23 protein-coding genes are annotated in these 26,952 nt (G+C 70.0%); all 23 read left to right on the forward strand.

The window, feature by feature from the left end:
• Positions 1–206 precede the first annotated feature (206 nt).
• The 23 genes from SK095_RS08260 (at position 207) to SK095_RS08370 (ending at position 26,901) form a co-directional block, all read left to right on the forward strand.
• A complete protein-coding gene (locus SK095_RS08260) occupies positions 207–500 on the forward strand; it encodes a hypothetical protein (RefSeq protein WP_320548528.1) in 294 nt (97 codons plus the stop codon).
• Positions 501–637: 137 nt separating this feature from the next.
• Positions 638–1,180, forward strand: coding sequence for a polysaccharide biosynthesis/export family protein (locus SK095_RS08265; protein ID WP_136488046.1), 543 nt, complete (start codon positions 638–640; stop codon positions 1,178–1,180).
• A gap of 25 nt (positions 1,181–1,205) precedes the next feature.
• On the forward strand, positions 1,206–3,464 hold the full coding sequence (locus SK095_RS08270) for a polysaccharide biosynthesis tyrosine autokinase (RefSeq protein WP_320548529.1): 2,259 nt from the start codon (positions 1,206–1,208) through the stop codon (positions 3,462–3,464).
• Between the two features lie 47 nt (positions 3,465–3,511).
• Positions 3,512–4,237: a tyrosine-protein phosphatase gene (locus SK095_RS08275; protein WP_320548530.1), complete on the forward strand. Its 726-nt coding sequence runs from the start codon at positions 3,512–3,514 to the stop codon at positions 4,235–4,237.
• Positions 4,238–4,341: 104 nt separating this feature from the next.
• Positions 4,342–5,619, forward strand: coding sequence for a Vi polysaccharide biosynthesis UDP-N-acetylglucosamine C-6 dehydrogenase TviB (tviB, locus tag SK095_RS08280; RefSeq protein WP_320548531.1), 1,278 nt, complete (start codon positions 4,342–4,344; stop codon positions 5,617–5,619).
• A 137-nt stretch (positions 5,620–5,756) separates the two neighbouring features.
• Entirely contained in the window at positions 5,757–6,776 is a 1,020-nt protein-coding gene (locus SK095_RS08285; protein ID WP_320548532.1) for an SDR family oxidoreductase, read from the forward strand.
• A 74-nt stretch (positions 6,777–6,850) separates the two neighbouring features.
• The gene (locus SK095_RS08290) at positions 6,851–7,819 is read left to right on the forward strand and encodes a Gfo/Idh/MocA family oxidoreductase (RefSeq protein ID WP_320548533.1); all 969 of its coding nucleotides are present in this window, start codon (positions 6,851–6,853) and stop codon (positions 7,817–7,819) included.
• A complete protein-coding gene (wbpD, locus tag SK095_RS08295) occupies positions 7,816–8,400 on the forward strand; it encodes a UDP-2-acetamido-3-amino-2,3-dideoxy-D-glucuronate N-acetyltransferase (RefSeq protein ID WP_136488040.1) in 585 nt (194 codons plus the stop codon). The genes SK095_RS08290 and wbpD overlap by 4 nt, the downstream gene beginning before the upstream one ends.
• Positions 8,401–9,456, forward strand: a complete 1,056-nt coding sequence (locus tag SK095_RS08300; RefSeq protein ID WP_136488039.1) for a GNAT family N-acetyltransferase — start codon at positions 8,401–8,403, stop codon at positions 9,454–9,456.
• Positions 9,453–10,874 (forward strand): polysaccharide deacetylase family protein, encoded by a 1,422-nt coding sequence (locus tag SK095_RS08305; protein WP_320548534.1) that lies wholly within the window; start codon positions 9,453–9,455, stop codon positions 10,872–10,874. Before SK095_RS08300 ends, SK095_RS08305 begins: the two co-directional genes overlap by 4 nt.
• Positions 10,875–10,893: 19 nt before the next feature.
• Complete coding sequence (locus tag SK095_RS08310; protein ID WP_320548535.1) at positions 10,894–12,168, forward strand: glycosyltransferase; 1,275 nt, start codon at positions 10,894–10,896, stop codon at positions 12,166–12,168.
• Positions 12,169–12,264: 96 nt separating this feature from the next.
• Complete coding sequence (locus SK095_RS08315) at positions 12,265–13,404, forward strand: hypothetical protein (RefSeq protein WP_320548536.1); 1,140 nt, start codon at positions 12,265–12,267, stop codon at positions 13,402–13,404.
• Positions 13,392–15,380 (forward strand): asparagine synthase (glutamine-hydrolyzing), encoded by a 1,989-nt coding sequence (gene asnB / locus SK095_RS08320; protein ID WP_320548537.1) that lies wholly within the window; start codon positions 13,392–13,394, stop codon positions 15,378–15,380. Before SK095_RS08315 ends, asnB begins: the two co-directional genes overlap by 13 nt.
• On the forward strand, positions 15,358–16,482 hold the full coding sequence (locus SK095_RS08325; RefSeq protein WP_136488034.1) for a glycosyltransferase family 4 protein: 1,125 nt from the start codon (positions 15,358–15,360) through the stop codon (positions 16,480–16,482). Before asnB ends, SK095_RS08325 begins: the two co-directional genes overlap by 23 nt.
• Complete coding sequence (locus SK095_RS08330; RefSeq protein WP_136488033.1) at positions 16,479–17,072, forward strand: sugar transferase; 594 nt, start codon at positions 16,479–16,481, stop codon at positions 17,070–17,072. The genes SK095_RS08325 and SK095_RS08330 overlap by 4 nt, the downstream gene beginning before the upstream one ends.
• Positions 17,073–17,093: 21 nt before the next feature.
• Positions 17,094–18,101 (forward strand): GNAT family N-acetyltransferase, encoded by a 1,008-nt coding sequence (locus SK095_RS08335; RefSeq protein WP_320548538.1) that lies wholly within the window; start codon positions 17,094–17,096, stop codon positions 18,099–18,101.
• Between the two features lie 20 nt (positions 18,102–18,121).
• A complete protein-coding gene (locus SK095_RS08340) occupies positions 18,122–19,297 on the forward strand; it encodes a DegT/DnrJ/EryC1/StrS aminotransferase family protein (protein ID WP_320548539.1) in 1,176 nt (391 codons plus the stop codon).
• A gap of 46 nt (positions 19,298–19,343) precedes the next feature.
• A complete protein-coding gene (locus tag SK095_RS08345; RefSeq protein WP_320548540.1) occupies positions 19,344–20,450 on the forward strand; it encodes a DegT/DnrJ/EryC1/StrS family aminotransferase in 1,107 nt (368 codons plus the stop codon).
• A 2-nt stretch (positions 20,451–20,452) separates the two neighbouring features.
• Positions 20,453–21,898, forward strand: a complete 1,446-nt coding sequence (locus SK095_RS08350) for a lipopolysaccharide biosynthesis protein (RefSeq protein ID WP_320548541.1) — start codon at positions 20,453–20,455, stop codon at positions 21,896–21,898.
• The gene (locus tag SK095_RS08355) at positions 21,895–22,950 is read left to right on the forward strand and encodes a hypothetical protein (RefSeq protein WP_320548542.1); all 1,056 of its coding nucleotides are present in this window, start codon (positions 21,895–21,897) and stop codon (positions 22,948–22,950) included. The genes SK095_RS08350 and SK095_RS08355 overlap by 4 nt, the downstream gene beginning before the upstream one ends.
• A 154-nt stretch (positions 22,951–23,104) precedes the next feature.
• Entirely contained in the window at positions 23,105–24,154 is a 1,050-nt protein-coding gene (locus tag SK095_RS08360) for a polysaccharide deacetylase family protein (protein WP_320548543.1), read from the forward strand.
• A gap of 31 nt (positions 24,155–24,185) precedes the next feature.
• Positions 24,186–24,821 (forward strand): PIG-L deacetylase family protein, encoded by a 636-nt coding sequence (locus SK095_RS08365; protein WP_136488027.1) that lies wholly within the window; start codon positions 24,186–24,188, stop codon positions 24,819–24,821.
• A gap of 37 nt (positions 24,822–24,858) precedes the next feature.
• Positions 24,859–26,901: an acyltransferase family protein gene (locus SK095_RS08370; protein ID WP_320548544.1), complete on the forward strand. Its 2,043-nt coding sequence runs from the start codon at positions 24,859–24,861 to the stop codon at positions 26,899–26,901.
• Positions 26,902–26,952 lie beyond the last annotated feature (51 nt).

The following is a 26,952-nucleotide window of genomic DNA, read 5'->3' on the forward strand; positions in this document are numbered from 1 at the left end:
TGCAAAGCCGCACTACACTCACGTCCATAAGCACGCTTCAAGTGATGCTTTCCACGAATTGCCATCGACATTGCAAAGACTCGTTTTCAAGAATTTGCGGTAAATCTTGGGGCGGTAGCGTGCCCGGAACAGCCTGTCAAACAGCAGCTATCCGGCAGCACCCGCCAGCCGACAGGCGACCCGCCCCGGCCGCGAGGAGATTCGACATGCGCAGCATCCTGATCCCCCTTTCCCTGACGCTGGCGCTGGCCGCCACTCAGGCCGTCGCACTCCCCGCGGCGCCGGACGCCCCACGGTTCGCGGCCAGCTCCCTGCTGCTGGCGGTCGACGAGTCGAGCGCCGAACAGCGGGACGCCAGGCCCGACCAGGCGGCCACCCCAGCCACGCCGGCGCAACCGGGAAGCGCGGACGAACCGGCCTCGCCGGCGAAGCCTGCCACCCCCGGCGAGGAGCGCACCCCCGGCAATGGCCGCGACCAGGCGCCTGCCAGCCGCAGCTGACGGCCGGCCCCAGCGCGGCGCGGGCAGCACGAAGCGCCGCGAACAGGAAGGCCTGTCGCTCGAGCATTCGGTTGCGGCAGATGCGGGCGCCATCAACGGCCCCCGCTGACCTCCACGACGTCACCAGAGAACGCGCCATGATCCTCCGTCACCTTCTCCTGGCCCTGAGCCTCGGCCTGCTCCTGCCCCACGGCGGCGCCGTGCGGGCGGAAGGCTACTCCACCTACAAGCTGGCCTCGGGCGACATCATCGCCATCAGCGTGTTCGGCGAGCCGGATCTCAGCTTCCCGGAGGTCCGCCTCAACGACGCGGGCATCTTCTCCTACCCCTTCCTCGGCGACATCCAGGCCAGGGGCAAGACCGCCGCCGAGATCGAGCGGATGCTCGCCGAGCGCCTCAAGGGCGGCTACCTGGTCGACCCGCGGGTGTCGGTCAGCATCCTCAGGTACCGCGAGTTCTTCATCAGCGGCGAAGTGAAGACCCCCGGCGGCTACACCTTCCAGCCCGGCCTGACCCTGCGCCGCGCCGTGGCGCTGGCCGGCGGCCTGACCGAGCGCGCCTCGACCAGCCGCATCACCATCATCCGCGACCAGGATCCCCAGCGCCGTCCCGAGCGCGCCAGCCTCGACACCCCGGTGATGCCGGGCGACACCATCACCATCGACCAGGGTTTCTTCTGACCCACTGAGCAGGGGGCCTTCTGCCATGGACACCACCGCCCGACACCAGGCGCGCACCTGGATCGCCAGCCGCCTGACGAGCGACGCTCCCGACATGCTGCAGATGTGGCAAACCATCTGGCGGCGCAAGTGGGGAATTCTCGCCCTGATCCTGATCGTCATGATGGTGGCCGCCCTGGGCACCTTCGCCGTCACCCCGACTTACCGGGCCACCGCCACCCTGCTGATCGAGCAGAAGAAGGCCAACGTGGTCTCCATCGAGCAGGTCTACGGGGCCGAGGGTACCGGCAACGAGTACCTGGAAACCCAGTTCCAGCTGCTCAAGTCGCGCGCCCTGGCCGAACGGGTGGTGCGCCGCCTGGAGCTGACCAGCCACCCCGAGTTCGATCCGCGCCAGCAGGACGGTCCGCTGATCGACGTGCGCGGCCTGCTGGCCGGCTTCAGCAGCGTGGCCGAGGCCAACCCCGCCACCGGGACGCAAAGCCTGCCGGAGAATGCCGGCGGCCCGAGCGAGGCGAAGATCTTCGACGAGGTGACCCGCGAACTCATGGCCCGGGTGACCATCGAGCCCATGGGCAAGAGCCAGCTGGTCAAGGTCATGGTCGACATGACCGATCCGGAGCTGGCGACCCGCGCCGCCAACGCCCTGGCCAACGGCTTCATCGAGGCCCAGCTGGAAGCCTCCATGGACATGTCCATGATGGCCACCACCTGGATGAACAACCGCATGGTCGAGCTGCGCAGCAAGCTCAAGGACGCCGAGTCCCGCCTGCAGGCCTTCCGCGAGAAGGAGAACCTGGTGGACGTCGGCGGCGTCGCCAGCGTCAGCGCCGCCGAACTGACCGCCACCAGCGACCGCATGATCGATGCCCGCCGCCAGCGCGCCGAGGCGCAGAGCCAGTACCGCCAGGTGGAATCCATGCGCAAGGGCGGCTGGGAGAAGCTCGCCACCATCCCGGCCGTCCTCGGCCACCCGCTGATCCAGCAGTTCAAGTCCGACGAGGCCAAGGCCCGCGCCAAGGTCGATGAGCTGTCCAAGCGCTATGGCTCCCGCCACCCGGCACTCGAGGCCGCGCGCTCCGATCTCGCCGCCGCCTCGGCCAGCCTGCGCGGCCAGGTCGAGCAGATCGTCGCCGGCATCGAGCGCAACTACCAGCTGGCGGTGGCCAACGAAGAGTCGTTGCGCGCCTCGGTGGAATCCAACAAGGCGCAGATCCAGAAGATCTCCCGCAAGGAGTTCGAGGTCCGCGAGCTGATGCGCGAGGTGGAGGCCAACCGCACCCTCTACGACACCTTCATGACCCGCCTGAAGGAAACCACCGCCACCGCCGACCTGGAAGCGGCCAACGCCCGCGTGGTCGACCCGGCGGTGCTGCCCAGCGCGCCGATCCGGCCGATGAAGGGCCTGATCGTCGGCCTCTCCGGCATCCTCGCGCTGGTGTGCAGCGTCGCCATGACCCTGCTGCTGCAGATCCTCAACAACACCTTCAAGAGCATCGAGGAGGTCGAGAGCAAGCTCAACCTGCCGGTGCTGGGCATCCTGCCGCTGGTCAAGAACCGCCAGCGCAGCCAGATCGCCCACCTGTTCAGCAGCAACGAGGACCGCAGCTTCAGCGAGTCGATCCGCACCATACGCACCGGCCTGGTGCTGTCCGGCATGGCCGAGCCGCACCGCATCCTGGTGGTCACCTCCTCGCTGCCCGGCGAGGGCAAGAGCACCGTGGCGGCCAACCTGGCCTACGCCTTCGGCCAGCTGGAGAAGGTGCTGCTGGTCGACGCCGACCTGCGCCGGCCGACCCTGGCGAAGAACTTCAAGTTCCCGGTGGGCACCCCCGGCCTGGCCAACCTGATCGCCGGCACCGCCCGGGCCGAGGACTGCATCAAGACCATCGAGGGCATCGACATGCTGTGCGCCGGCGCCGTGCCGCCGAACCCGCTGGAGCTGCTGTCCTCGGAACGCTTCGCTGCGGTCATCGAGGATCTCAAGAGCCGCTACGACCGGGTGATCATCGACTCGCCGCCGATCCAGGCGGTGAGCGACGCCACCATCCTCGCCACCCACGCCGACGCGCAGATCTACGTGATCAAGTCCGAGACCACGCCGGTGCCGCTGGCGCAGAAAGGCGTCGGCCAGCTGCTGCAGAGCAACTCGCCGGTCACCGGCGTGGTGCTCAACCAGGTGGACGTGCGCAAGGCGCAGAAACAGGGCTACCACTACGGCGGCTACTACGACTACTACGGCTACACCAGCAGCCAGCCGGCCACCGAGGCGCAGAAGGCCTGAAGGCCTGCGCCGCGACCCGCTACCGGCGGACAACAGGGAGTTCGTCCATGATCGACCTGCACAACCACCTGCTGCCGGGCATCGACGACGGTGCCCCCGACCTCGACACCGCCCTGGAGCTGGCGCGCCTGGCGGTCGCCGAAGGCATCACCCACCTGGTCTGCACCCCGCACATCCACCCCGGGCGCTACGACAACGACCTCGCCAGCATCGCCGCGGCGCGCCAGCGCCTGGTCGTCGGCCTCCAGGAAGCGGGCATCCCGCTGCAGGTCGCCGCCGCCGCCGAGGTCCGCTACAGCACCGAGCTGATGCAGGGCATCGAGCAGGACAGCCTGCCCTTCCTCGGCCGCTGGCACGGCAAGCGCGTGCTGCTGCTGGAGCTGCCGCACGGCGAGGTGCCGTTCGGCGCCGAACGCCTCACCGAATGGCTGCTGCAGCACGACGTCATGCCGATGATCGCCCACCCCGAGCGCAACAAGGGCGTGATGCAGTGCCCGCGCAAGCTCAAGCCGTTCATCGAGCAGGGCTGCCTGCTGCAGGTCACCGCCGGGGCCGTCGCCGGCCACTTCGGCGAGCCCGCCCGGCTGATCGCCTGCGCCCTGCTCGAGCTGGGGCTGGTCACCATCCTCGCCAGCGACGCCCACAACGTCCGCCACCGCCCGCCGGTACTCAGCGAAGGCATGCAGCAGGCCGCACGCATCGTCGGCGCCTTCCAGGCCGAACGCCTGGTCATCGACACCCCCTGGCAGATCGCCCGGGGCCACTTCGCCTGAACCGCGACACGGCCCGGATCCTGCGCGGACGCCCGGAAGGCGCCCCGCCGCTCTCCGCCCATGGATGGCCACGACCCACCACTGGCCCCATCAGGACGACCACCATGCACACGCCGGACGACATCAAACTCGCCATCATCGGCCTCGGCTACGTCGGCTTGCCGCTCGCCGTCGAATTCAGCAAGCATCGCCCCGTGGTGGGCTTCGACATCAACCAGGCGCGCATCGACGCCCTGCGCGGCGGCCATGACGCCACCCTGGAGGTCAGCGACCTCGAACTGCGCGAGGCCAGCCAGCTGCGCTACAGCGCCGACCTCGCCGACCTGGCCGCCTGCAACACCTTCATCGTCACCGTGCCGACGCCGATCAACGAGCACAAGCAGCCCGACCTGACCCCGCTGATCCGGGCCTCGCAGACCATCGGCCAGGTGCTCAAGCCCGGCGACCTGGTCATCTACGAATCCACCGTGTTCCCCGGGGCCACCGAGGAGGAATGCGTGCCGGTGCTGGAACGGGTGTCGGGCCTGAAGTTCAACGTCGACTTCTTCGCCGGCTACAGCCCCGAACGCATCAATCCCGGCGACAAGGAGCACCGCGTCACCACCATCCGGAAGATCACCTCCGGCTCCACCCCGGAGGTCGCCGATCTGGTCGACGCGCTGTACGGCCAGATCATCGCCGCCGGCACCCACAAGGCCAGCAGCATCAAGGTCGCCGAGGCCGCCAAGGTGATCGAGAACACCCAGCGCGACCTCAACATCGCCCTGATCAACGAGCTGGCGATCATCTTCAACCGCATGGGCATCGACACCGAGGCGGTGCTCAAGGCCGCCGGCACCAAGTGGAACTTCCTGCCGTTCCGCCCCGGCCTGGTCGGCGGCCACTGCATCGGCGTCGACCCCTACTACCTGACCCACAAGGCGCAGAGCATCGGCTACCACCCCGAGATCATCCTCGCCGGCCGCCGCCTCAACGACGGCATGGGCGCCTACGTGGCCTCGCAACTGGTCAAGGCCATGCTCAAGCGGCGCATCTGCGTCGAGGGCGCCAGCGTGCTGGTGCTGGGCCTGGCCTTCAAGGAGAACTGCCCGGACCTGCGCAACACCAAGGTGGTCGACATCCTGCGCGAACTGGCCGAGTACCACATCAGCGCCGACGTCTACGACCCCTGGGTGAACATCGCCGAGGCCCAGCACGAATACGGCGTCACCCCGGTCGGCGAACCGGCCATCGCCGCCTACGACGCCATCATCCTCGCCGTCGCCCACGACGAGTTCCGCAGCCTGGGCGCCGCCAACATCCGCCGCTACGGCAAGGACGAGCACGTGCTCTACGACCTCAAGTACCTGCTCGACCAGAGCGAGGCCGACCTGCGCCTGTAGCCACCGAATTGTGCGAGGCGCGCCCCGCGCCGCTAGGCGGACACGGTCTGCCGCGCTGCTGTTGCACCCGGCAGCGCGCCGCGGGCGACCTCCCACAAACCAGCACCGCGACTCCCTCCACCACGGAAGCGCCCACCATGTCCCGCTATCTGGCCCTGCAGCACGAGCTGGCCCGCAGCCACAAGACCTGGCTGGTCACCGGCGTCGCCGGCTTCATCGGCTCCAACCTGCTGGAAGCGCTGCTCGGGCTCGACCAGCAGGTGGTCGGCCTGGACAACTTCGCCACCGGCCACCGACGCAACCTCGACGAGGTGCAGGAACTGGTCGGCCGGCAGCGCTGGGCGAACTTCCGCTTCGTCGAAGGCGACATCCGCAACCTGGACGACTGCCGCCAAGCCTGCGAGGGCGTCGATCACGTCCTCCACCAGGCCGCCCTCGGCTCGGTGCCGCGCTCGATCGACGACCCGCTCGCCAGCAACGGCGCCAACATCGACGGTTTCCTCAACATGCTGGTCGCCTCCCGCGATGCCGGCGTGCAGAGCTTCACCTACGCCGCCAGCAGCTCCACCTACGGCGACCACCCCGGCCTGCCCAAGGTCGAGGACGCCATCGGCCGCCCGCTGTCGCCCTACGCGGTGACCAAGTACGTCAACGAGCTGTACGCCGAGGTGTTCGCCCGCTGCTACGGCTTCGCCAGCATCGGCCTGCGCTACTTCAACGTGTTCGGCCCGCGCCAGGACCCGGACGGCGCCTATGCCGCGGTGATCCCGCGCTGGACCGCGGCGATGATCCGCGGCGAGCCGGTGGCGATCAACGGCGACGGCGAGACCAGCCGCGACTTCTGCTACGTCGCCAACGTGGTGCAGGCCAATCTGCTCGCCGCCAGCGCCACCGCCAGCGCCCGCAACCAGGTCTACAACGTCGCCTTCAGCAGCCGCACCGACCTCAACCAGCTGTTCGCCGCGCTGCGCCGCAGCCTGGCCAGCCACGGCGTGCACTACGCGCCGGCCCCGGTGTACCGCGAGTTCCGCACCGGCGACGTGCGCCACTCGCAGGCCGACATCGGCAAGGCGCGCCTTCTGCTCGGCTACGCGCCGCAGTTCGACATCGCCGCCGGCATCGCCGCGGCCATGCCCTGGTACATCGCCCACACCTGAACCGGAACCGGCCGCCCCTGCCCCGCGCAGGGCCGGCAGGACCAGCCACCGCCACGCACCAGAAGAGCCAACCCATGAAGAACTTCGCTCTCATCGGGGCCGCCGGTTTCATCGCCCCCCGCCACATGCAGGCCATCAAGGCCACCGGCAACCAACTGGTGGCTGCGCTGGACCCCAACGACTCGATCGGCATCCTCGACAGCTACTTCCCCGAGGCCGACTTCTTCACCGAGTTCGAGCGCTTCGACCGGCACATCGACAAGCTGCGCCGGCGCAACCACGACAACCAGGTGAGCTACGTGTCGATCTGCTCGCCCAACTACCTGCACGACTCGCACATGCGCTTCGCCCTGCGCAGCGGCGCCGACGCCATCTGCGAGAAGCCGCTGGTGCTCAACCCGTGGAACATCGACGCGCTGCAGGAGATCGAGAGGGACACCGGCCACCGGGTCAACACCATCCTGCAGCTGCGCGTGCACCCGGCGATCATCGCCCTGCGCGAGCAGATGCTGAACAAGCAGTGCCCGACCAAGCACGAGGTGGACCTCAGCTACATCACCGCGCGCGGCCACTGGTACCTGCGCTCGTGGAAGGGCGATGCGCGCAAGTCCGGCGGCATCGCCACCAACATCGGCGTGCACTTCTTCGACATGCTGCACTTCATTTTCGGCGAACTGCAGGAAAACCGCGTGCACCTGTGCACCGCCACCAAGGCCGCCGGCTACCTGGAGTACGAGCACGCCCGGGTGCGCTGGTACCTGTCGGTGGACATCGACGACGTGCCGCGCGCAGTGCGCGAGGCCGGCCAGCGCACCTACCGCTCGATCACCGTGGATGGCGAGGAGATCGAGTTCTCCGGCGGCTTCACCGACCTGCACACCCGCAGCTACGAGGAGATCCTCGCCGGCCGCGGCTTCGGCCTGGAAGCCAACCGCACCGCCATCACCACGGTCGCCGCCATCCGCAACGCCAAGCCGCTGGGCGCCCAGGGCGACTACCACCCGCTGCTCAAGTCCCCCGCCTGCCTGAGGGTCATGTCATGAACCACTACCAGCATCCCAGCGCCATCGTCGACGAGGGCGCGCAGATCGGCGAAGGCTCGCGGGTCTGGCACTTCGTGCACGTCTGCGGCGGCGCCCGCATCGGCAAGGGCGTGTCGCTCGGCCAGAACGTGTTCGTCGGCAACCGGGTGGTGATCGGCGACCACTGCAAGGTGCAGAACAACGTCTCGGTGTACGACAACGTCACCCTCGAGGACGGCGTGTTCTGCGGGCCGAGCATGGTGTTCACCAACGTCTACAACCCGCGCTCGCTGATCGAGCGCAAGGACCAGTACCGCGACACCCTGGTGAAGCGGGGCGCCAGCCTCGGCGCCAACTGCACCATCGTCTGCGGGGTGACCATCGGCGAATACGCCTTCGTCGGCGCCGGCGCGCTGATCAACCGGGACGTGCCCGCCTATGCCCTGGTGGTCGGCGTGCCGGCCCGGCAGATCGGCTGGATGAGCGAGTTCGGCGAGCAGCTCGCGCTGCCGCTGCAGGGGCAGGGCGAGGTGCAGTGTCCGCATACCGGCGCGCGCTACGTCCTGGCAGGCAACACCGTCAGCAAACAGGAAGCCAGGTAAATGCTCGAACGAGTCGACTACCGGGAAACGCCTCTGCCGGCCGCGCAGGACTGGCAGCCCAGCGCCGCACCGCGCGCCGCCGCGCCCGCGGTGCGGGACAGGAAAGCCCTCTACCGGGAGTTCTCCGCCAGCGAGAAGACCCTGCCGATCTTCAGTCGCGCCTGGTGGCTGGACGCCAGCGCCGGCGCCGAGCGCTGGGACGTCGCCCTGGTCGAGAACAACGGCCGGGTGATCGCCGCGCTGCCCTACGCCATCGAGCGGCGCCTGGGCCTCACCCTGCTGACCCTGCCGCCGTTCACCAAGATGCTCGGTCCGTGGCTGCGCGAGAGCAGCGCCAAGTACGCCAAGCGCCTGGGCCAGCAGAAGGACCTGATGGAGGCGCTGATCGACCAGCTGCCGGCCTACGACCACTTCGACCAGAACTGGCACTACAGCCAGACCAACTGGCTGCCGTTCTACTGGCGCGGCTTCCGCGAGACCACCCGCTACACCTACCTGCTCGAAGACCTCGGCGACATGGACAAGGTGGTGGCGGGCTTCGAGAACTCCAAGCGGGCCAACATCCGCAAGGCCGTCGAGCGCGGCATCGAGGTGGTCTACGACATTCCCGCGCGCACCTTCTACGAGCACCACTGCCTGACCCTGGCCAAGAAGGGCGCGAAGATCGCCTACGGCTGGGAGGAGTTCCGGCGCATCCACGACGCCTGCTACGCCCACGGCGCCGGCAGGACCATCGCCGCCTACGACCGCCACGGCAACCTGCACGCCGCGCTGTTCGTGATCTGGGACGAGATGAGCGCCTATGCGCTGATCTGCGCCATCGACCCGGACTACCTCACCCATGGTGCGGCCTCGCTGCTCAACCAGCAGATCATCGCCTACGTCGCCGACAAGACCCGCCGCTTCGACTTCGAGGGCTCGATGATCGAGTCGGTGGAGCGTTCGTTCCGCCAGTACGGCGCGGTCCAGACGCCCTACTTCGCGGTCTCGCGCACGCCGTCGCGCCTGCTCAAGACCTTCCTGTTCCTCCGGGACCTGAAGGCAGGCACGCCATGAACGCCCGCAAGACCTGGCCCTCCCGCGCCGTCCTCGACTGGCTGGAGCACCTGCTCGCCGAGCGCTACGGCCACACCTTCAGCCTGCAGGACAGCGGCGGCGCCAGCATGCGCCTGAGCCTGCCGGGCAGCCCGGCGGCCATCGAGATCGACACCGACGCCACCACCTTCGCCCGCGCCGACTCCAACCTGCCGCATGCCAGCTGGGCGGCCAGCCGCGAAGGCTGGCACTCGGTGCTCGGCAAGCCGCTGCCGGCGCCCGGCGGCAGCCGGCTGCGCTGGCCGCTGATCGAGACCACGCCCGGCGGCTACCGCATCCACTACGACCTGCTCGGCCTCGCCTACTGGATGCTCACCCGCCAGGAGGAAGTGGGCCGCAGCGACCTCGACGTCCACCAGCGCTTCCCGGGCACCACCTCCCACGCGTTCCGCCACGGCTACCTGGAGCGCCCGGTGGTCGACGAGTGGCTGCACGTGCTCGGCCAGGTGATCCAGCGCCTGTGGCCGCACCTGCCGCTGCGCCAGCACCGCTTCGCCATCAGGGTGTCCCACGACGTCGACCGGCCGAGCCGCTACGGCTTCTGCTCGACGCGCGCCATCCTGCGCGTCATGGCCGGCGACCTGCTCAAGCGCCGCTACCTGCGCAGCGCCTGGCTGGCGCCCTGGGTGCGCCTGAACAGCCGGCTGATGCTGCACCCCGCCGACCTCGACAACACCTTCGACTGGCTGATGGACACCTCCGAGCGGCACGGCCTGACCAGCGCCTTCTACTTCATCTGCGGGCGCACCGACGCGCGGCGCGATGCCGACTACGAGCCCGAGCACCCGGCGATCCGCGAACTGCTGCGACGCATCCACGCCCGCGGCCACGAGATCGGCCTGCACCCCAGCTACGCCACCTACCAGCGCCCGCAGGCCATCGCCGCCGAGGCCGCGCGGCTGCGCCGGGTGTGCGCCGAGGAAGGCATCGTGCAGGACGCCTGGGGCGGGCGCATGCACTACCTGCGCTGGGAGAACCCGACCACACTGCGCGCCTGGGAGCAGGCCGGCATGAGCTACGACAGCACCCTCGGCTACGCCGACCGGCCGGGCTTCCGCTGCGGCACCTGCTTCGAGTACCCGGCCTTCGACCCGGTCGCCGGCCGGCCGCTGAAGCTGCGCATCCGCCCGCTGATCGCCATGGAGGAAACCATCCTCGAACCGCTGTACATGGGCCTGGGCCGCGGCGAGGAGGCCCTGCGCAAGTTCGCCGAGCTGCGCGAGCGCTGCCAGGCGGTCAGCGGCTGCTTCACCCTGCTCTGGCACAACTCGATGTTCGATACCCAGGCCGAGCGCACCCTCTACCAGCAGATCCTGCAGGGCGCCGCCCCCTGCGTGCCGCCCGCGCGAGCGGCGACCGTCCGCCTCAGCCGCGCCTGAACCGCCCCCGGAGCCCGAGATGAGAATCGCCCTGCTGGCCTTCCACTTCCGCCCCGACGAGGCGGTCGGCGCCATCCGCCCGGAGAACTGGGCCAACTGGCTGGCCGAGGAGCACGAGGTGCACGTGGTCACCCGCGCCGCCGGCGCCGGCCCAAGCGACGCCAGCGCGGATGCCGCCGCCCCCTACCGGGTGGTGCGTACCCGCTCGCGGGCGATCGCCCTGATCGAGACGCTCAACGCCTGGCGCAAGCGCGCCCGCCTGCAGCGGGCGGTGGCGCAGGCCGGCCAGGCCAGGGCAGCCGGCGGCCCGGCCAAGGTCGGCTCAGGCGTGCTGACCTACCGCATGCCCTGCCTGCACGACCTCTGGCTGCCGTCCGCCTACCGGGCGCTGCAGAGCATCCGTCCCGAGCTGGTGATCGCCACCCACAGCCCCTACATCAGCCTGGTCACGGCCCTGCTGTACTGCCTGAACCATCCCGACACCAAGCTGTGGGTGGACTTCCGCGACCTGTGGGCCGACGACCACAAGTCCACCGGACTGCCGCCGTTCTCCCTGCTGGAGCGCTACCTGGAGAAACGCGCGCTGGCGCGCGCCGAGGTCGTCTCCACGGTCAGCCAGGGCCTGCAGGCGGCCCTCGACCGCTCGCTCGGCGCCGCGCGCACCCGGCTGATCTACAACTGCCCCGGCCAGTGCGCCGATGCCGCCGCCGGTGCGCCGCGGCCGGCCGGCGCGCCGCTGACCCTGAGCTACACCGGCAGCCTGTTCGACGCCTGGCGCGATCCCGCGCCGCTGCTGCAGCGGCTGGTGGCGCTGCGCGCGGATGGGCGGATAGCCCCGGACGCGGTGCGCTTCTGCGTGGCCTCGAACCACCCGGGCAGCCTGCTCGAGGTCGCCCACCGGCTCGGCGCCGAGGGCTTCGTCGACTTCCGCGGCGCCCTGCCGCGGGCCGAATCCATCGCCCTGCAGCGCCAGTCGGACATCCTCGTCCTGCTCGAGTCGCCGGCCCCCGAAGCGCGCGGGGTACTGACCGGCAAGCTGTTCGAGTACCTCGCCACCGACAAGCCGATCCTGGCCCTCGGCCCCGACCAGCACTCGGAAATCAGCAGGGTCCTCGAGCAGCACGGTCGCCGGCTGAGCCTCGACGACCTCGAGCGCATCCTCGACGGGCGGATGCTCCTGCCGAAGCAGCAGCCGGTCGACTACGCACTCGTCTCCCGGCAGCAACTGCTCGCGGCCGTGCGCACCCTGGCCGCGCCCGACCGCGATGCCGCGGGCTGCTGCCAGCCCCAGTAGCCCAGCGCCGTCCACGCCGTCCCGAGTCAACTCGCAGCACCGGAAGGGAACACCGGCCCCCCGGCCGTCCACAGCCACCATCGAGCCTCGGCCACCATGACGAACCTCATCCCCAGCCTGCTGATCGCCACGGCGATCTCCCTGGTGCTGCAGACCAACTACCGGCTGTCCCCGGAACTGGGCGTCGGCGAGATCGGCCTGGCACTGATCATCGTCTACGCCATCGCCAGATGCTTCGCCACGCCAGCGCGCACGCCGTCGCTGCGCGAGCACCCGCTGCCGCTGCTCAGCCTGCTCCACCTGCTGGCGATCGTGCTGCCGGTCACCGCACTCAACGCCCTCTACGACACCTACGGCATCGCCTTCCGCGACCTGCTGGCCTACCTGCTGTGCGCGCTGACCATCTTCGCCCTGGCCACCCAGGCCGAGCGCACCCGCCAGATCGCCCTGCTCACCCTCGCCATCACCCTCGCCCTGGTGTCGCTGCAGTACCTGTTCGGCGACGTCAGCGTCTGGTACGCCACCACCCGCTTCACCGGCGGCGCGCGCAACCCCAACCAGCTGGCCCTCTACCTGGTCTGCCTGATCCTGATCACCGCCATCCACGTCACCCGGCCGCTGCTCAGGACGCTCTGCTTCAGCCTGCTGGTGTTCTTCGGCCTGGCCAGCCAGTCCGACGCCTTCCTCGCCTACCTGGCGCTGACCGTCGGCGTGCTGCTGCTCAGCCTGATCGTCCCCAGCCGCTTCTTCATGCTGGTGGCGCCGGCGACCCTGATGCTCGCGCTGCTGCTCGGCCTGTGGTTCCTCACCGACATCGCCAGCGCCCTGGGCAGGCAGTGGTCGCTGGCCGACCAGGGCGGCTCGCGCCTCACCCTGTACATCAACGGCCTGCAGGCCTGGCTCGACAACCCGCTGACCTTCGTGCTGGGCAACGGCGCCGGCAACTTCTCGGGGCTGCACGGGCCCTTCCAGGGCTGGGAGGCGCACAACACGCCGATCGACATCCTCACCGTCGGCGGCCTGCTCGGCCTGCTCGCCATCTACTTCTTCCCGGTCAAGTGCGCCATCGACGTCTATCGGCTCGACCAGCGCCTGGTGTTCGCCTGCACCGCCGGCCTGATCGGCTTCACCTTCTTCCACTTCGTGGCCCGCCACCCGATCTTCTGGGTCACGCTGTTCGTGCTCTATCAGCACATCAAGGAACAACGGGAGGTTGCCCCAGCATGTGCGGTCTAGCCGGTTTCTGGTCGGTGGGCGTCAGCGACACCAGCGCCTCGCCGGGCATCGCCTGGCGCATGGCCAATACCCTGCGCAGCCGCGGACCGGACGATGGCGGGGTATGGCTGGACCAGGCGCACAACCTGGCCCTCGGCCATCGCCGCCTGGCGATCCTCGACCTGTCGCCGGCCGGCCACCAGCCGATGCAGTCGGCCTGCGAGCGCTACGTGATCGCCTTCAACGGCGAGATCTACAACCACCTGGAGCTGCGCGGCCAGCTCGAGGCCGCAGACCGCGCGCCGGCGTGGCGCAGTCACTCCGACACCGAGACGCTGCTCGCCGGCTTCGCCGCCTGGGGCGTCGAGCGCACCCTCAAGGCCTGCATCGGCATGTTCGCCATCGCCCTGTGGGACCGCCAGGCGCGCCAGCTCACCCTGGCCCGCGACCGCCTGGGCGAGAAGCCGCTGTACTACGGCTGGCAGGGCAACACCCTGCTGTTCGGCTCTGAACTCAAGGCGCTCAGGGCGCACCCGGCGTTCCGCGCCGGAGTGGACCGCGGCGCGCTGACCCTGCTGCTGCGCCACAACTGCATCCCGGCGCCCTACAGCATCTACCAGGGCATATCCAAGCTGCCGCCCGGGCACTTCGTGACCCTGCCGCTGCACGATGCCACCGCCGCCCGCACCGCCGAACCCAGCGCCTACTGGCGCCTCAACGAGGCGGTGGAGCGCGGCCTGGCCGAGCCGTTCGCCGGCAGCGCCGAGGAAGCGGTCGAGCTGCTGCACGCGCAGCTGTCGCGCAGCATCGGCGCGCAGATGCTTGCCGACGTGCCGCTCGGCGCCTTCCTCAGCGGCGGCGTGGACAGCAGCACGGTCGCCGCGCTGATGCAGGCGCAGAGCAGCCAGCCGGTGCGCACCTTCACCATCGGCTTCGACGAGGGCGGCTACGACGAGGCCGTGCATGCCAGGGCGGTGGCCCGCCACCTGGGCACCGAGCACACCGAGCTGTACGCCAGCCCCGCGGACGCCCTGGCGGTGATCCCGCGCCTGCCGAGCATGTACTGCGAGCCGTTCAGCGACAGCTCGCAGATCCCCACCTTCCTGGTCAGCCAGCTGGCGCGCCAGCACGTGACGGTGGCGCTCAGTGGCGACGGCGGCGACGAGCTGTTCGGCGGCTACAACCGCTACCTGAGCGCACGCAAGGTGTGGAGCCAGATGCAGCACCTGCCGGGCTTCGCCCGCCAGGCCGCCGCCGGCCTGCTGCGTGCACTGCCGCCGGCCACCTGGGACCGCCTGTTCGAGATGGCCAGGCCGCTGCTGCCGCGGCGCCTGCACCTGGCCATCCCCGGCGACAAGGCGCAGAAGCTGGCCGACGTGCTCGAGCTGTCCGACAGCCAGGCGTTCTTCCGCCAGCTGACCAGCCACTGGAAGGATCCGGCCAGCCTGGTCATCGGCGCCCGCGAACCGCAGACCCGGCTGACCGACCCGAACGCCTGGCCGCACAGCGACAGCTTCGAGCACTGGATGATGGCCATGGACGCGCAGACCTACATGGCCGACGACATCCTGGTCAAGGTCGACCGCGCCGCCATGGCCACCAGCCTGGAGACCCGCGTGCCGCTGCTCGACCACCGCGTGGTCGAGCTGGCCTGGCGCATGCCGCTGGACCTGAAGATCCGCCAGGGCCAGGGCAAGTGGCTGCTGCGCCAGGTGCTCTACCGCCACGTGCCACGCGAGCTGATCGAGCGCCCCAAGCAGGGCTTCAGCATCCCGCTGGACCGCTGGCTGCGCGGCCCGCTGCGCGACTGGGCCGAGGACCTGCTCGACGAGGGCCGCCTGCGTCAGGACGGCTATTTCCATCCCGAACCGATCCGCCGGCTGTGGAACGAGCATCTGGGCGGACGCCACAACTGGCAGCACCAGCTCTGGGACGTGCTGATGTTCCAGGCCTGGCTCACGGAGACCCGGCGCCATGAACTTTCTGCTCATCGCTAGCTTCGCCGATTCGATCCTCGGCTTCCGCGGCCCGCTGCTCGAGGCGCTGCTCGGGCGCGGCCTGACCGTGCACGTGGCCGCGCCGGACCTGCCGCCGGACAGCCCGGTGCGCCGAGCCCTGGAGGCGCGCGGCATCCGCGTGCACGACATCCCGCTCAAGCGCACCGGCACCAACCCGCTGGCCGACGCCGCCACCCTGCTCTACCTGTGGCAGCTGATGCTGCGCATCCAGCCGAGCTTCGTGCTGGGCTACACCATCAAGCCGGTGATCTACGGCTCGCTGGCGGCGCTGCTGGCCCATGTGCCGCGGCGCTACGCGCTGGTCACCGGCCTCGGCTACGTGTTCCAGCAGAACGCCGCCGAGGGCGAACGGCACCTGGCGCTGCGCTCGCTGGTGCAGCCGCTGTATGCCCTGGCGCTGCGCTGCACGCACAAGGTGTTCCTGCAGAACCCCGACGACCAGGCGCTGTTCCGCAACCTCGGCATCCTGCCGCCGGCCACCCCCTCCTGCGTGGTCAACGGCTCCGGGGTGGACGTCAGCGAGTACCGGGTCGCACCGCTGCCGGCGACCCCGCACTTCCTGCTGATCGCCCGCCTGCTCGGCGACAAGGGCGTGCGCGAATACGCCGCCGCGGCGCGCCGGGTGCGCGCGCGCCATCCGCAGGTGGTGTGCAGCCTGGTCGGCTGGATCGACGACAACCCGGATGCCATCGAGCAGCGCGAGCTGGACGCCTGGGTGGCCGACGGCACCCTCGCCTACCTCGGTCGCCAGAGCGACGTGCGCCCGGCTATCGCCGCCTGCAGCGTCTACGTGCTGCCCTCCTACCACGAGGGCACGCCGCGCACGGTGCTGGAGGCCATGGCCATGGGCCGCGCCATCGTCACCAGCGACGCCCCCGGCTGCCGCGAGACGGTGGTCGACGGCGACAACGGCTTCCTGGTGCCGGTGCGCGACGTCGACGCCCTCGAGGCCGCCATGCTGCGCTTGATCGAGGAGCCGGGGCTGGCCCGGCGCATGGGCGCGCGCGCGCGCCAGGTGGCCGAGGACAAGTACGACGTGCACCGCGTCAACGCGGTGATGCTGCAGGAGATGGGGATATGAGCAAGCGCCTGTTCGACCTCCTGGTTTCCGCCACCGCCCTGCTGCTGCTCGCTCCGCTGCTGGCGCTGATCGCCTGGCAGGTACGCCGCCGCCTCGGCGCGCCGGTGCTGTTCCGCCAGCTGCGCCCGGGGCGCAACGGCATGCCCTTCGAGATCGTCAAGTTCCGCACCATGCGCGACGCCGTCGACGCGCACGGCGAGCCGCTGCCCGACCACGAGCGACTGACCCCCTTCGGCCGCTGGCTGCGCGCCAGCAGCCTCGACGAGCTGCCCGAGCTGTGGAACGTGCTCAGGGGCGACATGAGCCTGGTCGGCCCGCGCCCGCTGCTGATGGAGTACCTGCCGCTGTACGACGCCGAGCAGTTCCGCCGCCACGCGGTGCGTCCCGGGGTCACCGGCTGGGCCCAGGTCAACGGCCGCAACGCCCTGAGCTGGGAGGAGAAGTTCCGCCTCGACCTGTGGTACGTCGACCACCAGTCGTTCGCCCTCGACCTGAAGATCCTCGCCCTGACCCTCGCCAAGGTGCTGGCCCGCGAGGGCATCAGCGCCGCCGGCGAGGCGACCATGCCCAAGTTCACCGGCAGCAAGTAGCTCCCCCCGGAGGGCATCGCCATGGATATCGACGAGATCCGCACCCCGGCCGACTGGGCAACGGCCCTCACGCAGGCGCCGCGCCACGACTGCTACCACACCTGGGAGTACCACCGCATCGCCCAGGGCAGCGGCGAGGGCGAGCCGCTGCTGTTCGCCGTGCGCACGTCGCGCGGCGGCCTGCTGCTGCCGCTGCTGGAGCGGGCGGTCGCCGGCTCCACGCGCCGCGACCTGACCTCGGTATACGGCTACCCCTCGCCGCTGGCCTGGGGCGAGCTGACGGCCGACGCGCTCGCCCGACTCTGGGAGCAACTGCTCGCCCACCTGGCCCGGCGCGACTACGTCAGCCTGTTCTCGCGCTGCCACCCGCTGCTCACCCCGGCCCTGCCGGGCGAGACGCTGCAGCGCTCGGGGCCGGTGGTGCTCATCGACCTCGACCGGCCGGAGCAGGAGCAACTCGGCGACTACCGCGACAACCACCGTCGCGACCTGCGCAAGCTCGCCCGCCTGGGCGTCGCCTGCCACGCCGAGGCGCCGGGCGAGGCGCTGGCCGAGTTCGTCGCCAACTACGAGGCGACCATGCGCAACCTGCAGGCCGAGCCCTACTACTTCTTCGCGCCACGCTACTACCGCGAACTGCTGGCGGCGCCGAGCTTCGACGCCCGCCTGTATACCTGCCGGCTCGACGGCCAGGCGATCTGCAGCGGCCTGTTCATCTTCTGCGGCGACTTCGTGCAGTACCACCTGGGCGGTACCGCGCCGGCCTTCGCCGCGCTGGCGCCCACCAAGCTGATGTTCGATAGCGTGCGCCGCGACGCCGCGCGGGAGGGCCGCCGCCACTTCTGCCTGGGCGGCGGACTGGGCTGCCGGGAAGACTCGCTGTTCAACTTCAAGGCCGGCTTCTCGCGCCAGACCCGCGACTTCTGCCTGATCCGCAAGATCCTCGATCCCGAGGAATACCAGCGACTGTCGGCCAGGATGCCGAACCAGACCCACTACTTTCCATGCTACCGGGCTCTGCCAGCCTGACCGTCACGGAGGGGTTCACCATGCTGAACACCAGCTTCTCGCCATGGCCGTGCTTCACGGAGGAAGAGGCCAACGCGGTGCGCGACGTCATCCTGTCCAACAGGGTCAACTACTGGACCGGCGAGGAATGCCACCTGTTCGAGAAGGAATTCGCCGAGTGGTCCGGCGCCGAGTACGCCATCGCCCTGGAGAACGGCACCGTGGCGCTGGACGTCGCCCTCAAGGGCCTCGGCATCGGCCCGGGCGACGAGGTGGTGGTGACGCCGCGCACCTTTCTCGCCTCGGTATCCAGCATCGTCAACGCCGGCGCGGTGCCGGTGTTCGCCGAGGTGGATCGCGACTCGCAGAACATCACCGCCGAGACCATCCGCGCCGTGCTGACGCCGCGCACCCGGGCGGTGATCTGCGTGCACTTGGCCGGCTGGCCGTGCGACATGGATCCGATCATGGCGCTGGCCGCCGAGCACGACCTCAAGGTGATCGAGGACTGCGCCCAGGCCCACGGCGCCCGCTACAAGGGGCGTTCGGTCGGCACCATCGGCCACGTCGGTGCCTGGTCGTTCTGCCAGGACAAGATCATCACCACCGGCGGCGAGGGCGGCATGGTCACCACCAACAGCCGCGAGCTGTGGTCGACCATGTGGTCGCTCAAGGACCACGGCAAGAGCTGGGAGGCGGTGCACCGCCCGCACACCGGGCCGGGCTTCCGCTGGCTGCACGAACGCTTCGGCACCAACTGGCGAATGATGGAGGTGCAGGCGGTGATCGGCCGCATCCAGCTGCGCCGCCTCGATGCCTGGCACGCCCGCCGCCTGGCCAACGCCGAGCGCATCTGGGACTGCGCCCGCCAGCTGCGCGGCCTGCGCGTGCCGCGCCTGCCCGCCGAGCTCGTGCACGCCGCCTACAAGTGCTACCTGTTCGTCGAGCCCGGCCAGCTCGCCGCCGGCTGGGACCGCGACCGCATCCTCGCCGCGATCGACGCCCGCGGCGTGCCCTGCTTCTACGGCTCCTGCTCGGAGGTCTACCTGGAAAAGGCCTTCGACGACACCCGCTGGCGCCCGGCCGAGCGCCTGCCGGTGGCCCGCGAACTGGGCGAGACCAGCCTGATGTTCCTCGTCCACCCGACCCTCACCGACGCCGAGATCGACAAGACCTGCGCCGTGCTGGGCGAGGTGATGGACGAGGCCGCCTACTGACACGCTCCACCCGGAGCGGCCCCATCCCCCGCCAGAGGGCACGGAAATGATCGAGTTCATCGACCTGCAAGCCCAGCAGCAGCGCATCCGCGAGCGCATCGAGGCCGGCATCCGTCGCGTCCTCGACCACGGCCAGTACATCCTCGGCCCGGAAGTGGCCGAACTGGAGGAGCGCCTGAGCGCCTTCTCCGGCGCCCGCCACTGCATCACCTGCGCCAACGGCACCGACGCCCTGCAGATCGCCCTGATGGCGCTGGGCGTCGGCCCGGGCGACGAGGTGATCACCCCCGCCCTGACCTTCGTCGCCACCGCTGAAACCGTGGCCCTGCTCGGCGCGCGGCCGGTGTACGTCGACATCGAGCCACACACCGGCACCCTCGACCCGGCGCTGCTGGAGGCAGCCATCACCGAGCGCACCCGCGCCCTGGTGCCGGTGTCGCTGTACGGCCAGTGCGCCGACCTCGACGCCATCAACGCCATCGCCGCCCGTCACGGCCTGCCGGTGATCGAGGACGCGGCGCAGAGCTTCGGCGCCAGCTACAAGGGCCGCCGCTCGTGCAGCCTGACCACCATCGCCTGCACCAGCTTCTTCCCCAGCAAGCCGCTGGGCTGCTACGGCGACGGCGGGGCGATCTTCACCGGCGACGACGAGCTGGCCCGGGTGCTGCGCCAGATCGCCCGCCACGGCCAGGATCGCCGCTACCACCACGTGCGGGTCGGCGTGAACAGCCGCCTGGACACCCTGCAGGCGGCCATCCTGCTGCCCAAGCTGGACATCCTCGAGGAGGAGATCGAGCTGCGCCAGCAGGTGGCCGCGCGCTACGACCGCCTGCTCGCCGCGGCCGGCTGCGGCCGCGAAGGCTCGGCGCTGCTGGCCATGCCGCACGTCGCGCCGCACAACCGCAGCGCCTGGGCCCAGTACACCGTCCGCGTGGCCGAGCGCAGCGCCCTGCAGCAGCGCCTGGAAGCGGCCGGCGTGCCCACCGCGGTGCACTATCCGATCCCGCTCAACCGCCAGCCGGCGGTGGCCGATCCGGACGCCGTGCTGCCGGTGGGCGACCTGCTGGCCGAGCAGGTGCTCAGCCTGCCGATGCATCCCTACCTGGGCGAGGGCGACCAGCTGCAGATCGTCGCCGCCCTGCGGAGCGCATGAAGATGATCCGCCAGCTGAGCGTCAGCGCCGGGCGGCTGCTGCCCCGCCAGCCGTTCGCCCGCAGCGTCAGCGTGCTGGTCGGCGGCACCGCCAGCGGGCAGATGCTGATGGTGCTGGCCGCACCGCTGCTGACCCGTCTGTTCAGCCCCGAGGACTTCGGCCTGCTGGCGGTGTACGGCGGCCTGCTGGCGGTGTTCCTGGTGGTGGCCAATCTGCGCTACGAGATCGCCATCCCGCTGCCGGAGGACGAGCAGACGGCCACCGACGTCACCGTGCTGAGCCTGCTGACCGGATGCCTGACCAGCCTGCTCACCGCCGTGCTGGTGCTCTGCGCCGGGGATGCCATCGCCGCGCGGCTAGGCGTGCCGGCCCTGGCCGGCCATCTCTGGCTGCTGCCGGTCGGGGTGTTCTGCGGCAGCCTCTACCTGGCCGTGCACTACTGGGCCGTCCGCCACAAGCGCTTCGCCGACATCGCCGGCACGCGCATCAAGCAGGTCGTCACCACTCTGGCGGTGCAGCTGCTGGGCTTCAAGCTGGGCCCCCTCGCCCTGCTGCTCGGCCACGCCAGCGGGCACGGCATGGGCTTTCTCGCCCTGGGCCGCCACCTCCTGCACAGCCCGCAGCTGCGCCAGGTGTCCGCCGCCGGCATCCTCGCCGCCGCCCGGCGCTACCGGCGCTTTCCGCTGTTCTCGACCTGGACCGGGCTGTTCAACACCGCCGGCAGCCAGCTGCCGCCGCTGATGCTCGCCGCGCTGTTCGACCCGGTCGCCGCCGGCCTGTATACCCTGGCGCAGCGCGTGCTGGGGGCGCCGATGGCGGTCATCGGCACCGCCATCGGCGGCGTGTTCCTCGCCAACGCCGCCGAGGCCCGCCGCGAAGGCCGGCTGGCGCCGCTGGTGGCGAGCGTCCACGAGCGCCTGGCGCAGATCGCCATGCCGCCGGCGCTGATCATCCTGTTCGCCGCGCCGCAGATGTTCACCCTGGTGTTCGGCGAACGCTGGCACGACGCCGGCCACTTCGCCCAGTGGATGGCGCCCTGGCTGTACGTGACCTTCGTGGCCTCGCCGCTCAGCTCGCTGTTCGACGTGCTGGAGCAGCAGAAACGCGAGCTGCTGTTCCATGCCGTGCTGCTGGCTACCCGCATCGGCGCCATCGCGACCGGCGCGATGCTGGGCGACCTGGAGCTGACCATCGCGCTGTTCGCGCTCGGCAGCGCCCTGTGCTGGTGCGGGGCGCTGGTGTGGGTCTGCGGCAGCGCCGGCATCTCGCCGGGCAGCCTGCTCAGGCCGACCGTCCGCGCGCTGCTGTGGGCCCTGGCCTGCACCCTGCCCCTGCCGATCGGCCTGACGCTGTTCCCCGAAGGCCTCGCCTGGCTGGCGTTCCTCGCCCTCGCCGCAGTGCTCTGCGGCATCCGCTACTTCCAGCTGTTCCGCCAGAGCTACCAATGACCATCTACCTCTGCTCGCCGGGCTCCGACCAGTCGCAGACGCTGGCCAGGCTGCTCAGGCAATACACGCAACACCGGATCGTCGGCGTGCTCTTCGAGGACGAGACACGCTTCATCAGCCGCAACATCGACGGGTTCGTCTCCTACCACGACCTGGACAGTCTGCCCGGCGACGGCCTGATCCTGCCGACCGGCGCCAGGTCCACCCAGTTCATGCTGGAGCGCGGGGACGTGACCTGCGGCAGCGTGGTGCTCACCCGCGATGCGCTGCGCGTCTTCGACAAGCCCTGGATCATCGCCCTGGCGGCCGCCTGCCGGGTGCCGACGCCGACAACCTGGCTGAGGGTCGAGGACATCGGCGACTACCCGGCCTTCTTCAAGGAGCTGCGCGAGCGCGGCGGCGGCAGGCGCGGCATCGCCCGGCAGCCCGCGGAGATCCCCGCCAGCGGCCGGGACGAGCTGATCTACCAGGAATACATCGACTCCCCCGGCACCTACGGGGTCGGCTTCATCGCCCGCCGGGGCGAGATCCTGACCAGCCATGCGCACTTCGAGGCCATCAGCATCCCGCCGAGCGGCGGCTCCGCGGTCGCCCTGCGCAGCATCGCGGACCCCAGGCTGGACGAGTACGCGCGGAGAATCATCGCCCAGCTCGGCTACTCCGGCTGGGGGCTGGTCGAGTTCAAGTACTGCCCGAAGCGCGACGACTACGTGTTCATGGAGGTCAACGCGAAGTTCTGGGCCTCGCTCGAACTCGCCCTGGCCAACCAGCCGCTGTTCGCCGAGCTGCTGTTCGGCATCGAGACGCCGGAACAGGCCATCGTCGGCATGGTGTTCCTCAACCGCTATCTGCAGCGCGGCTTGCTGTTCGCCGTCCGCAACCTGCCCCTCCTGCTGCGCCCGGACACGCGGCTGTCGGTCTATCCCGGCCTGCTGAAGAGCTTCATCCTCGGCCTGGTCCCGGAGCGGACTTCGCAGCTGCTCCATCGCCTGGTCCGGCGCTTCTGGAAGAAACCGCAGCCCCGCGGCGCATCCTCGAACCATACTCCTTGAACACGTGCACCGCTGCCGTCGCCCCTGCCGGGGCAGCGCATGAATGATCCGCTGCAGGGGCGAATTCATTCGCCTTGCGGGGCATTTCGGCGAATGAATTCGCCCCTACCGGCCGGAAACGATTGCCCTGCCAACCCTTGCTGCGAGCCGCACCATGCATCCCAGCCACGGCGTATTCACCATCTCGCTCGACTTCGAGCTGTACTGGGGCGTGCGCGACAACCGCAGCATCGCGCAGTACCGGGAGAACCTCGACGGCGTCCGGCAGGCGATCCCGGCCATGCTGCGGGCGTTCCGCGAGCGCGGTATCCACGCCACCTGGGCGACGGTCGGCTTCCTGTTCTGCCGCGACCGGGACGAGCTGGAGCGCAACCGGCCCGCCCTGCTGCCCCGCTACCGCGACGAGACGCTCTCGCCTTACGCCTACCTCGCACGCACGCCGGAGCTGGAGCCGGCCTATCACTTCGCCCCCGAGCTGATCGAGCTGATCGGCCGGCACGAGCACCAGGAAATCGCCTCGCACACCTTCTCCCACTACTACTGCCTGGAAGCCGGCCAGTCGCCCGCCGAGTTCGAGGCGGACCTGCGCGCCGCCGTGGCCCTGGCCAGGCAGCGGGGGATCGAGCTGAGAAGCCTGGTGCTGCCGAGGAACCAGTGGAACCCCGAGTACCGCGACATCCTCCTCCGCCACGGCATCCTCTGCTATCGGGGCAACGAGGACGGCCGCATCTACCGGGCCTGCGAGGAGGCCGCCAACAACCGCACGGACCGCGCGCTGCGCCTGCTGGACGCCTACCTCAACCTCTGCGGCCACAACACCCACGCCCTGGACGGCCCGCGCGAGCCCCCCTTCGACTTTCCGGCCAGCCGCTTCCTGCGCCCCTGGTCGCCGCGCCTGGCGCCGTTCGACGGGCTGCGCCTGGCGCGCATCAAGGACGCGATGACCGACGCGGCGCTGCGCCACCGGCTGTTCCACCTCTGGTGGCACCCGCACAACTTCGGCGCGCACACCGGGAAGAACATCGCGTTCCTGGAGCGGATCCTCGCCCACTACCGGCAGCTGCACGAGCGACACGAGCTGCAGTCGCTGAACATGGGCGAGCTGTGCCAACTGGTCGCTGCCGGGGACGGGCAGGCGCAGGCCCGCGCCGCCGGCCGCACCCGGCTCCTCAAGGCCGGGACCGCCCGGGACCGGGCCGACTGACGGCCCTCTCGCAGACCACAGGAGAACCACCATGCTGCCGTTCAAGAATGCACTCGTCCTGGCACCGCACACCGACGACGGCGAACTGGGCGCCGGCGCCACCATCGCCCGGCTGGTCGACCAGGGGGCGCGGGTGACCTACGTGGCCTTCTCCATCGCCGAGCAGTCGGTGCCCGAAGGCCTGCCCAGGGACATCCTGAAGACCGAGGTACGCCAGGCCACCGCCAGCCTGGGCATCGCGCCGGAAAACCTGATCGTCCTCGGTCACGAGGTCCGCAAGCTGAACTTCGCGCGCCAGGACATCCTCGAGGGGCTGATCGCCCTGCGCCGCGCCAACGCCTTCGACCTGGTGCTGATGCCCTCGCTCAAGGACATCCACCAGGACCACCAGACGGTGGCCCGGGAAGGCCTGCGCGCCTTCAAGGGCACCACCATCCTCGGCTACGAGCTGGTGTGGAACAACCTGTCCTTCGACACCACCGTCTTCGTCAAGGTCTCGGCCGAACAGCTCGGCCGCAAGGTGGAGGCCCTCCGCCACTACCAGTCGCAGCGGGGCAAGGACTACACCTCCGAGGAGTTCATCTTCGCCCTGGCCCGGACGCGCGGCGTGCAGATCGGCGCCGAGTATGCCGAGAGCTTCGAGGTCGTCCGCTGGGTCATGCCGTGATCGCCGAGCCCCGCCTCGCCAAGCCAGGAGACTGCCCATGAGCGCCGCCCACTGGATCGACGCACGAGACACCTACAGGGACGACATCCAGGGCGTACGCGCCCTGGGGGCGATCCTGATCGCCATCTACCACATCTGGATCAACAAAGTGTCCGGCGGAGTCGACGTGTTCTTCGTCATCTCCGGATTCCTGATGACCGGGGTGCTGATCCGCCAGCTCGAGAGCAGCGCGCGGATCAGCCCGCTGCGGTTCTGGGGCAACCTGGTGAAGCGCATCGCCCCCTCCGCCTGCACCGTGCTGCTGGCCACCCTGCTCCTCGGCTACTTCTTCGTGCCGGAGCCGCTGTGGACCCAGTTCATCCGCGAGGTCATCTACAGCGCCCTGCAGATCGAGAACCTCGGCCTGATGCAGTCCTCGGTGGACTACCTGGCGCGGGACCTGCCCCCCAGCCCGGTCCAGCAGTTCTGGGCGCTGTCCATCCAGGCGCAGTTCTACGTCCTCCTGCCGCTGATCCTGGCCCCGCTGCTCGGGCGCTCGACCGCGTCCGGCTCGCCCCTGCCCGGCATCGCGGCCATGGCCGCCATAGTCGCGGCCTCCTTTATCTATTCGCTGCTCGAAACCGCCAGGAGTCCGGCCAGCGCCTATTTCGATCCGGCCACCCGGGCCTGGGAGTTCTTCGCCGGGGCACTGCTGGCCTTCCTGCTGCCGCACCTCAAGCCCGGCGCCGCGCTGCGCGGCGGCATGGGCGCCGCCGGCCTCCTGGCCCTGCTGCTGTGCGGCGTGCTGGTGCCGGCCACCCAGCGGTTCCCGGGCTACATCGCCGCCATCCCGGTCGGCGCCGCCGTCCTACTGATCGTCGCCGGCGCCGGGGGCGCGAGGCCTGCGGCCAACCGCCTGCTGGCCCATCCCTGGCTGACCGCCATCGGCAAGGTGTCCTTCGGCATCTACCTGTGGCACTGGCCGCTGCTGGTGTTCGCCCTCGAGTACACCGGCAGCCGGCGCCCGAGCCTGCTCCTGGGGCTGGCGATCATCCTGCTCGCCGTCGTGCTGGCGCTGGCGACGCACCGCTACATCGAGGAACCCCTCCGAAAAAAGAAGTTCGAGCCCGGCAGGACCTGGGCTCCCTATCTGATCGGCGTCGCCTTCCTCGCTCCGGTGCTCGCCACCGCCGCTTCCTGGCACTACTACATCCACCACACCATCACCGCCCGGATGCACGACAGTCTGCAGCAGGCCCACAGCGACGACTTCACCAGCCTCGCGGAGCAGCAGGACGCCAGCCAGATCCCGCATGACGAACTGATCGCCGTGAAGGATCTGCTGCCCGACGCCTACGCCGACGGCTGCCACCAGGACATCACCTCCCCGGAAGTGAATATCTGCGCCTACGGCGACACCAGCGCCCAGGCCTCGGTCGCCCTGGTCGGCGGCTCGCACGCAGCCCAGTGGCTGCCGGCGCTGGACGCCATCGGCAAGGAAAGCCGCGTGAAGATCCTCAACATCACCAAGAGCTCCTGCCCGCTCGGCCCGCTGGCCGACTCCGACCCCTCGTGCATCGAATGGAACCGCCTGCTGATCGAGCAACTGACCCTGCTCAGGCCCGTGGCGGTCGTCACCAACTCGACGCGAGCGACCCGCCCCGAGTCGCCCGAACACGTCCCGCCGTCCTACGTGGAGCAATGGAAGAAGCTGGACAGCCTCGGCATTCCGGTGATCGCCATCCGCGACAACCCCGCGTTCGACTTCGACGCCGCCACCTGCATAGCCCGGCACCCGGCCAATGCGCTGGCCTGCTCCAAGCCGCGCGAGCAGGCCCTGGCCGGAACCGATCCCTCCCTGGCCCTGCTGCGCAGCCTCGGCAACCTGCGCCTGATCGACATGTCGGAGTACTTCTGCACGCCGCGGACCTGCATCACCGTGACCAACGACCACCTGATGTACCGCGACGCCGAGCACCTCAACGTCCCCTACGTGCTGTCGCTGACCGAGAAGCTGGACGAGAAGCTGGAACGGGCCTTGCCGAACATATTCGCCTGCCCCTCGCCGGATGCCCGGAGGCAGACCCAGACCAGCAACTGAGGAGGCTGCCGCAGCCCCTCGAAACCGAATCAGCCTCGTGCGAAGCCAATC

This window comes from Pseudomonas sp. AN-1 (assembly GCF_034057115.1).
Classification (GTDB): Bacteria; Pseudomonadota; Gammaproteobacteria; order Pseudomonadales; family Pseudomonadaceae; genus Geopseudomonas.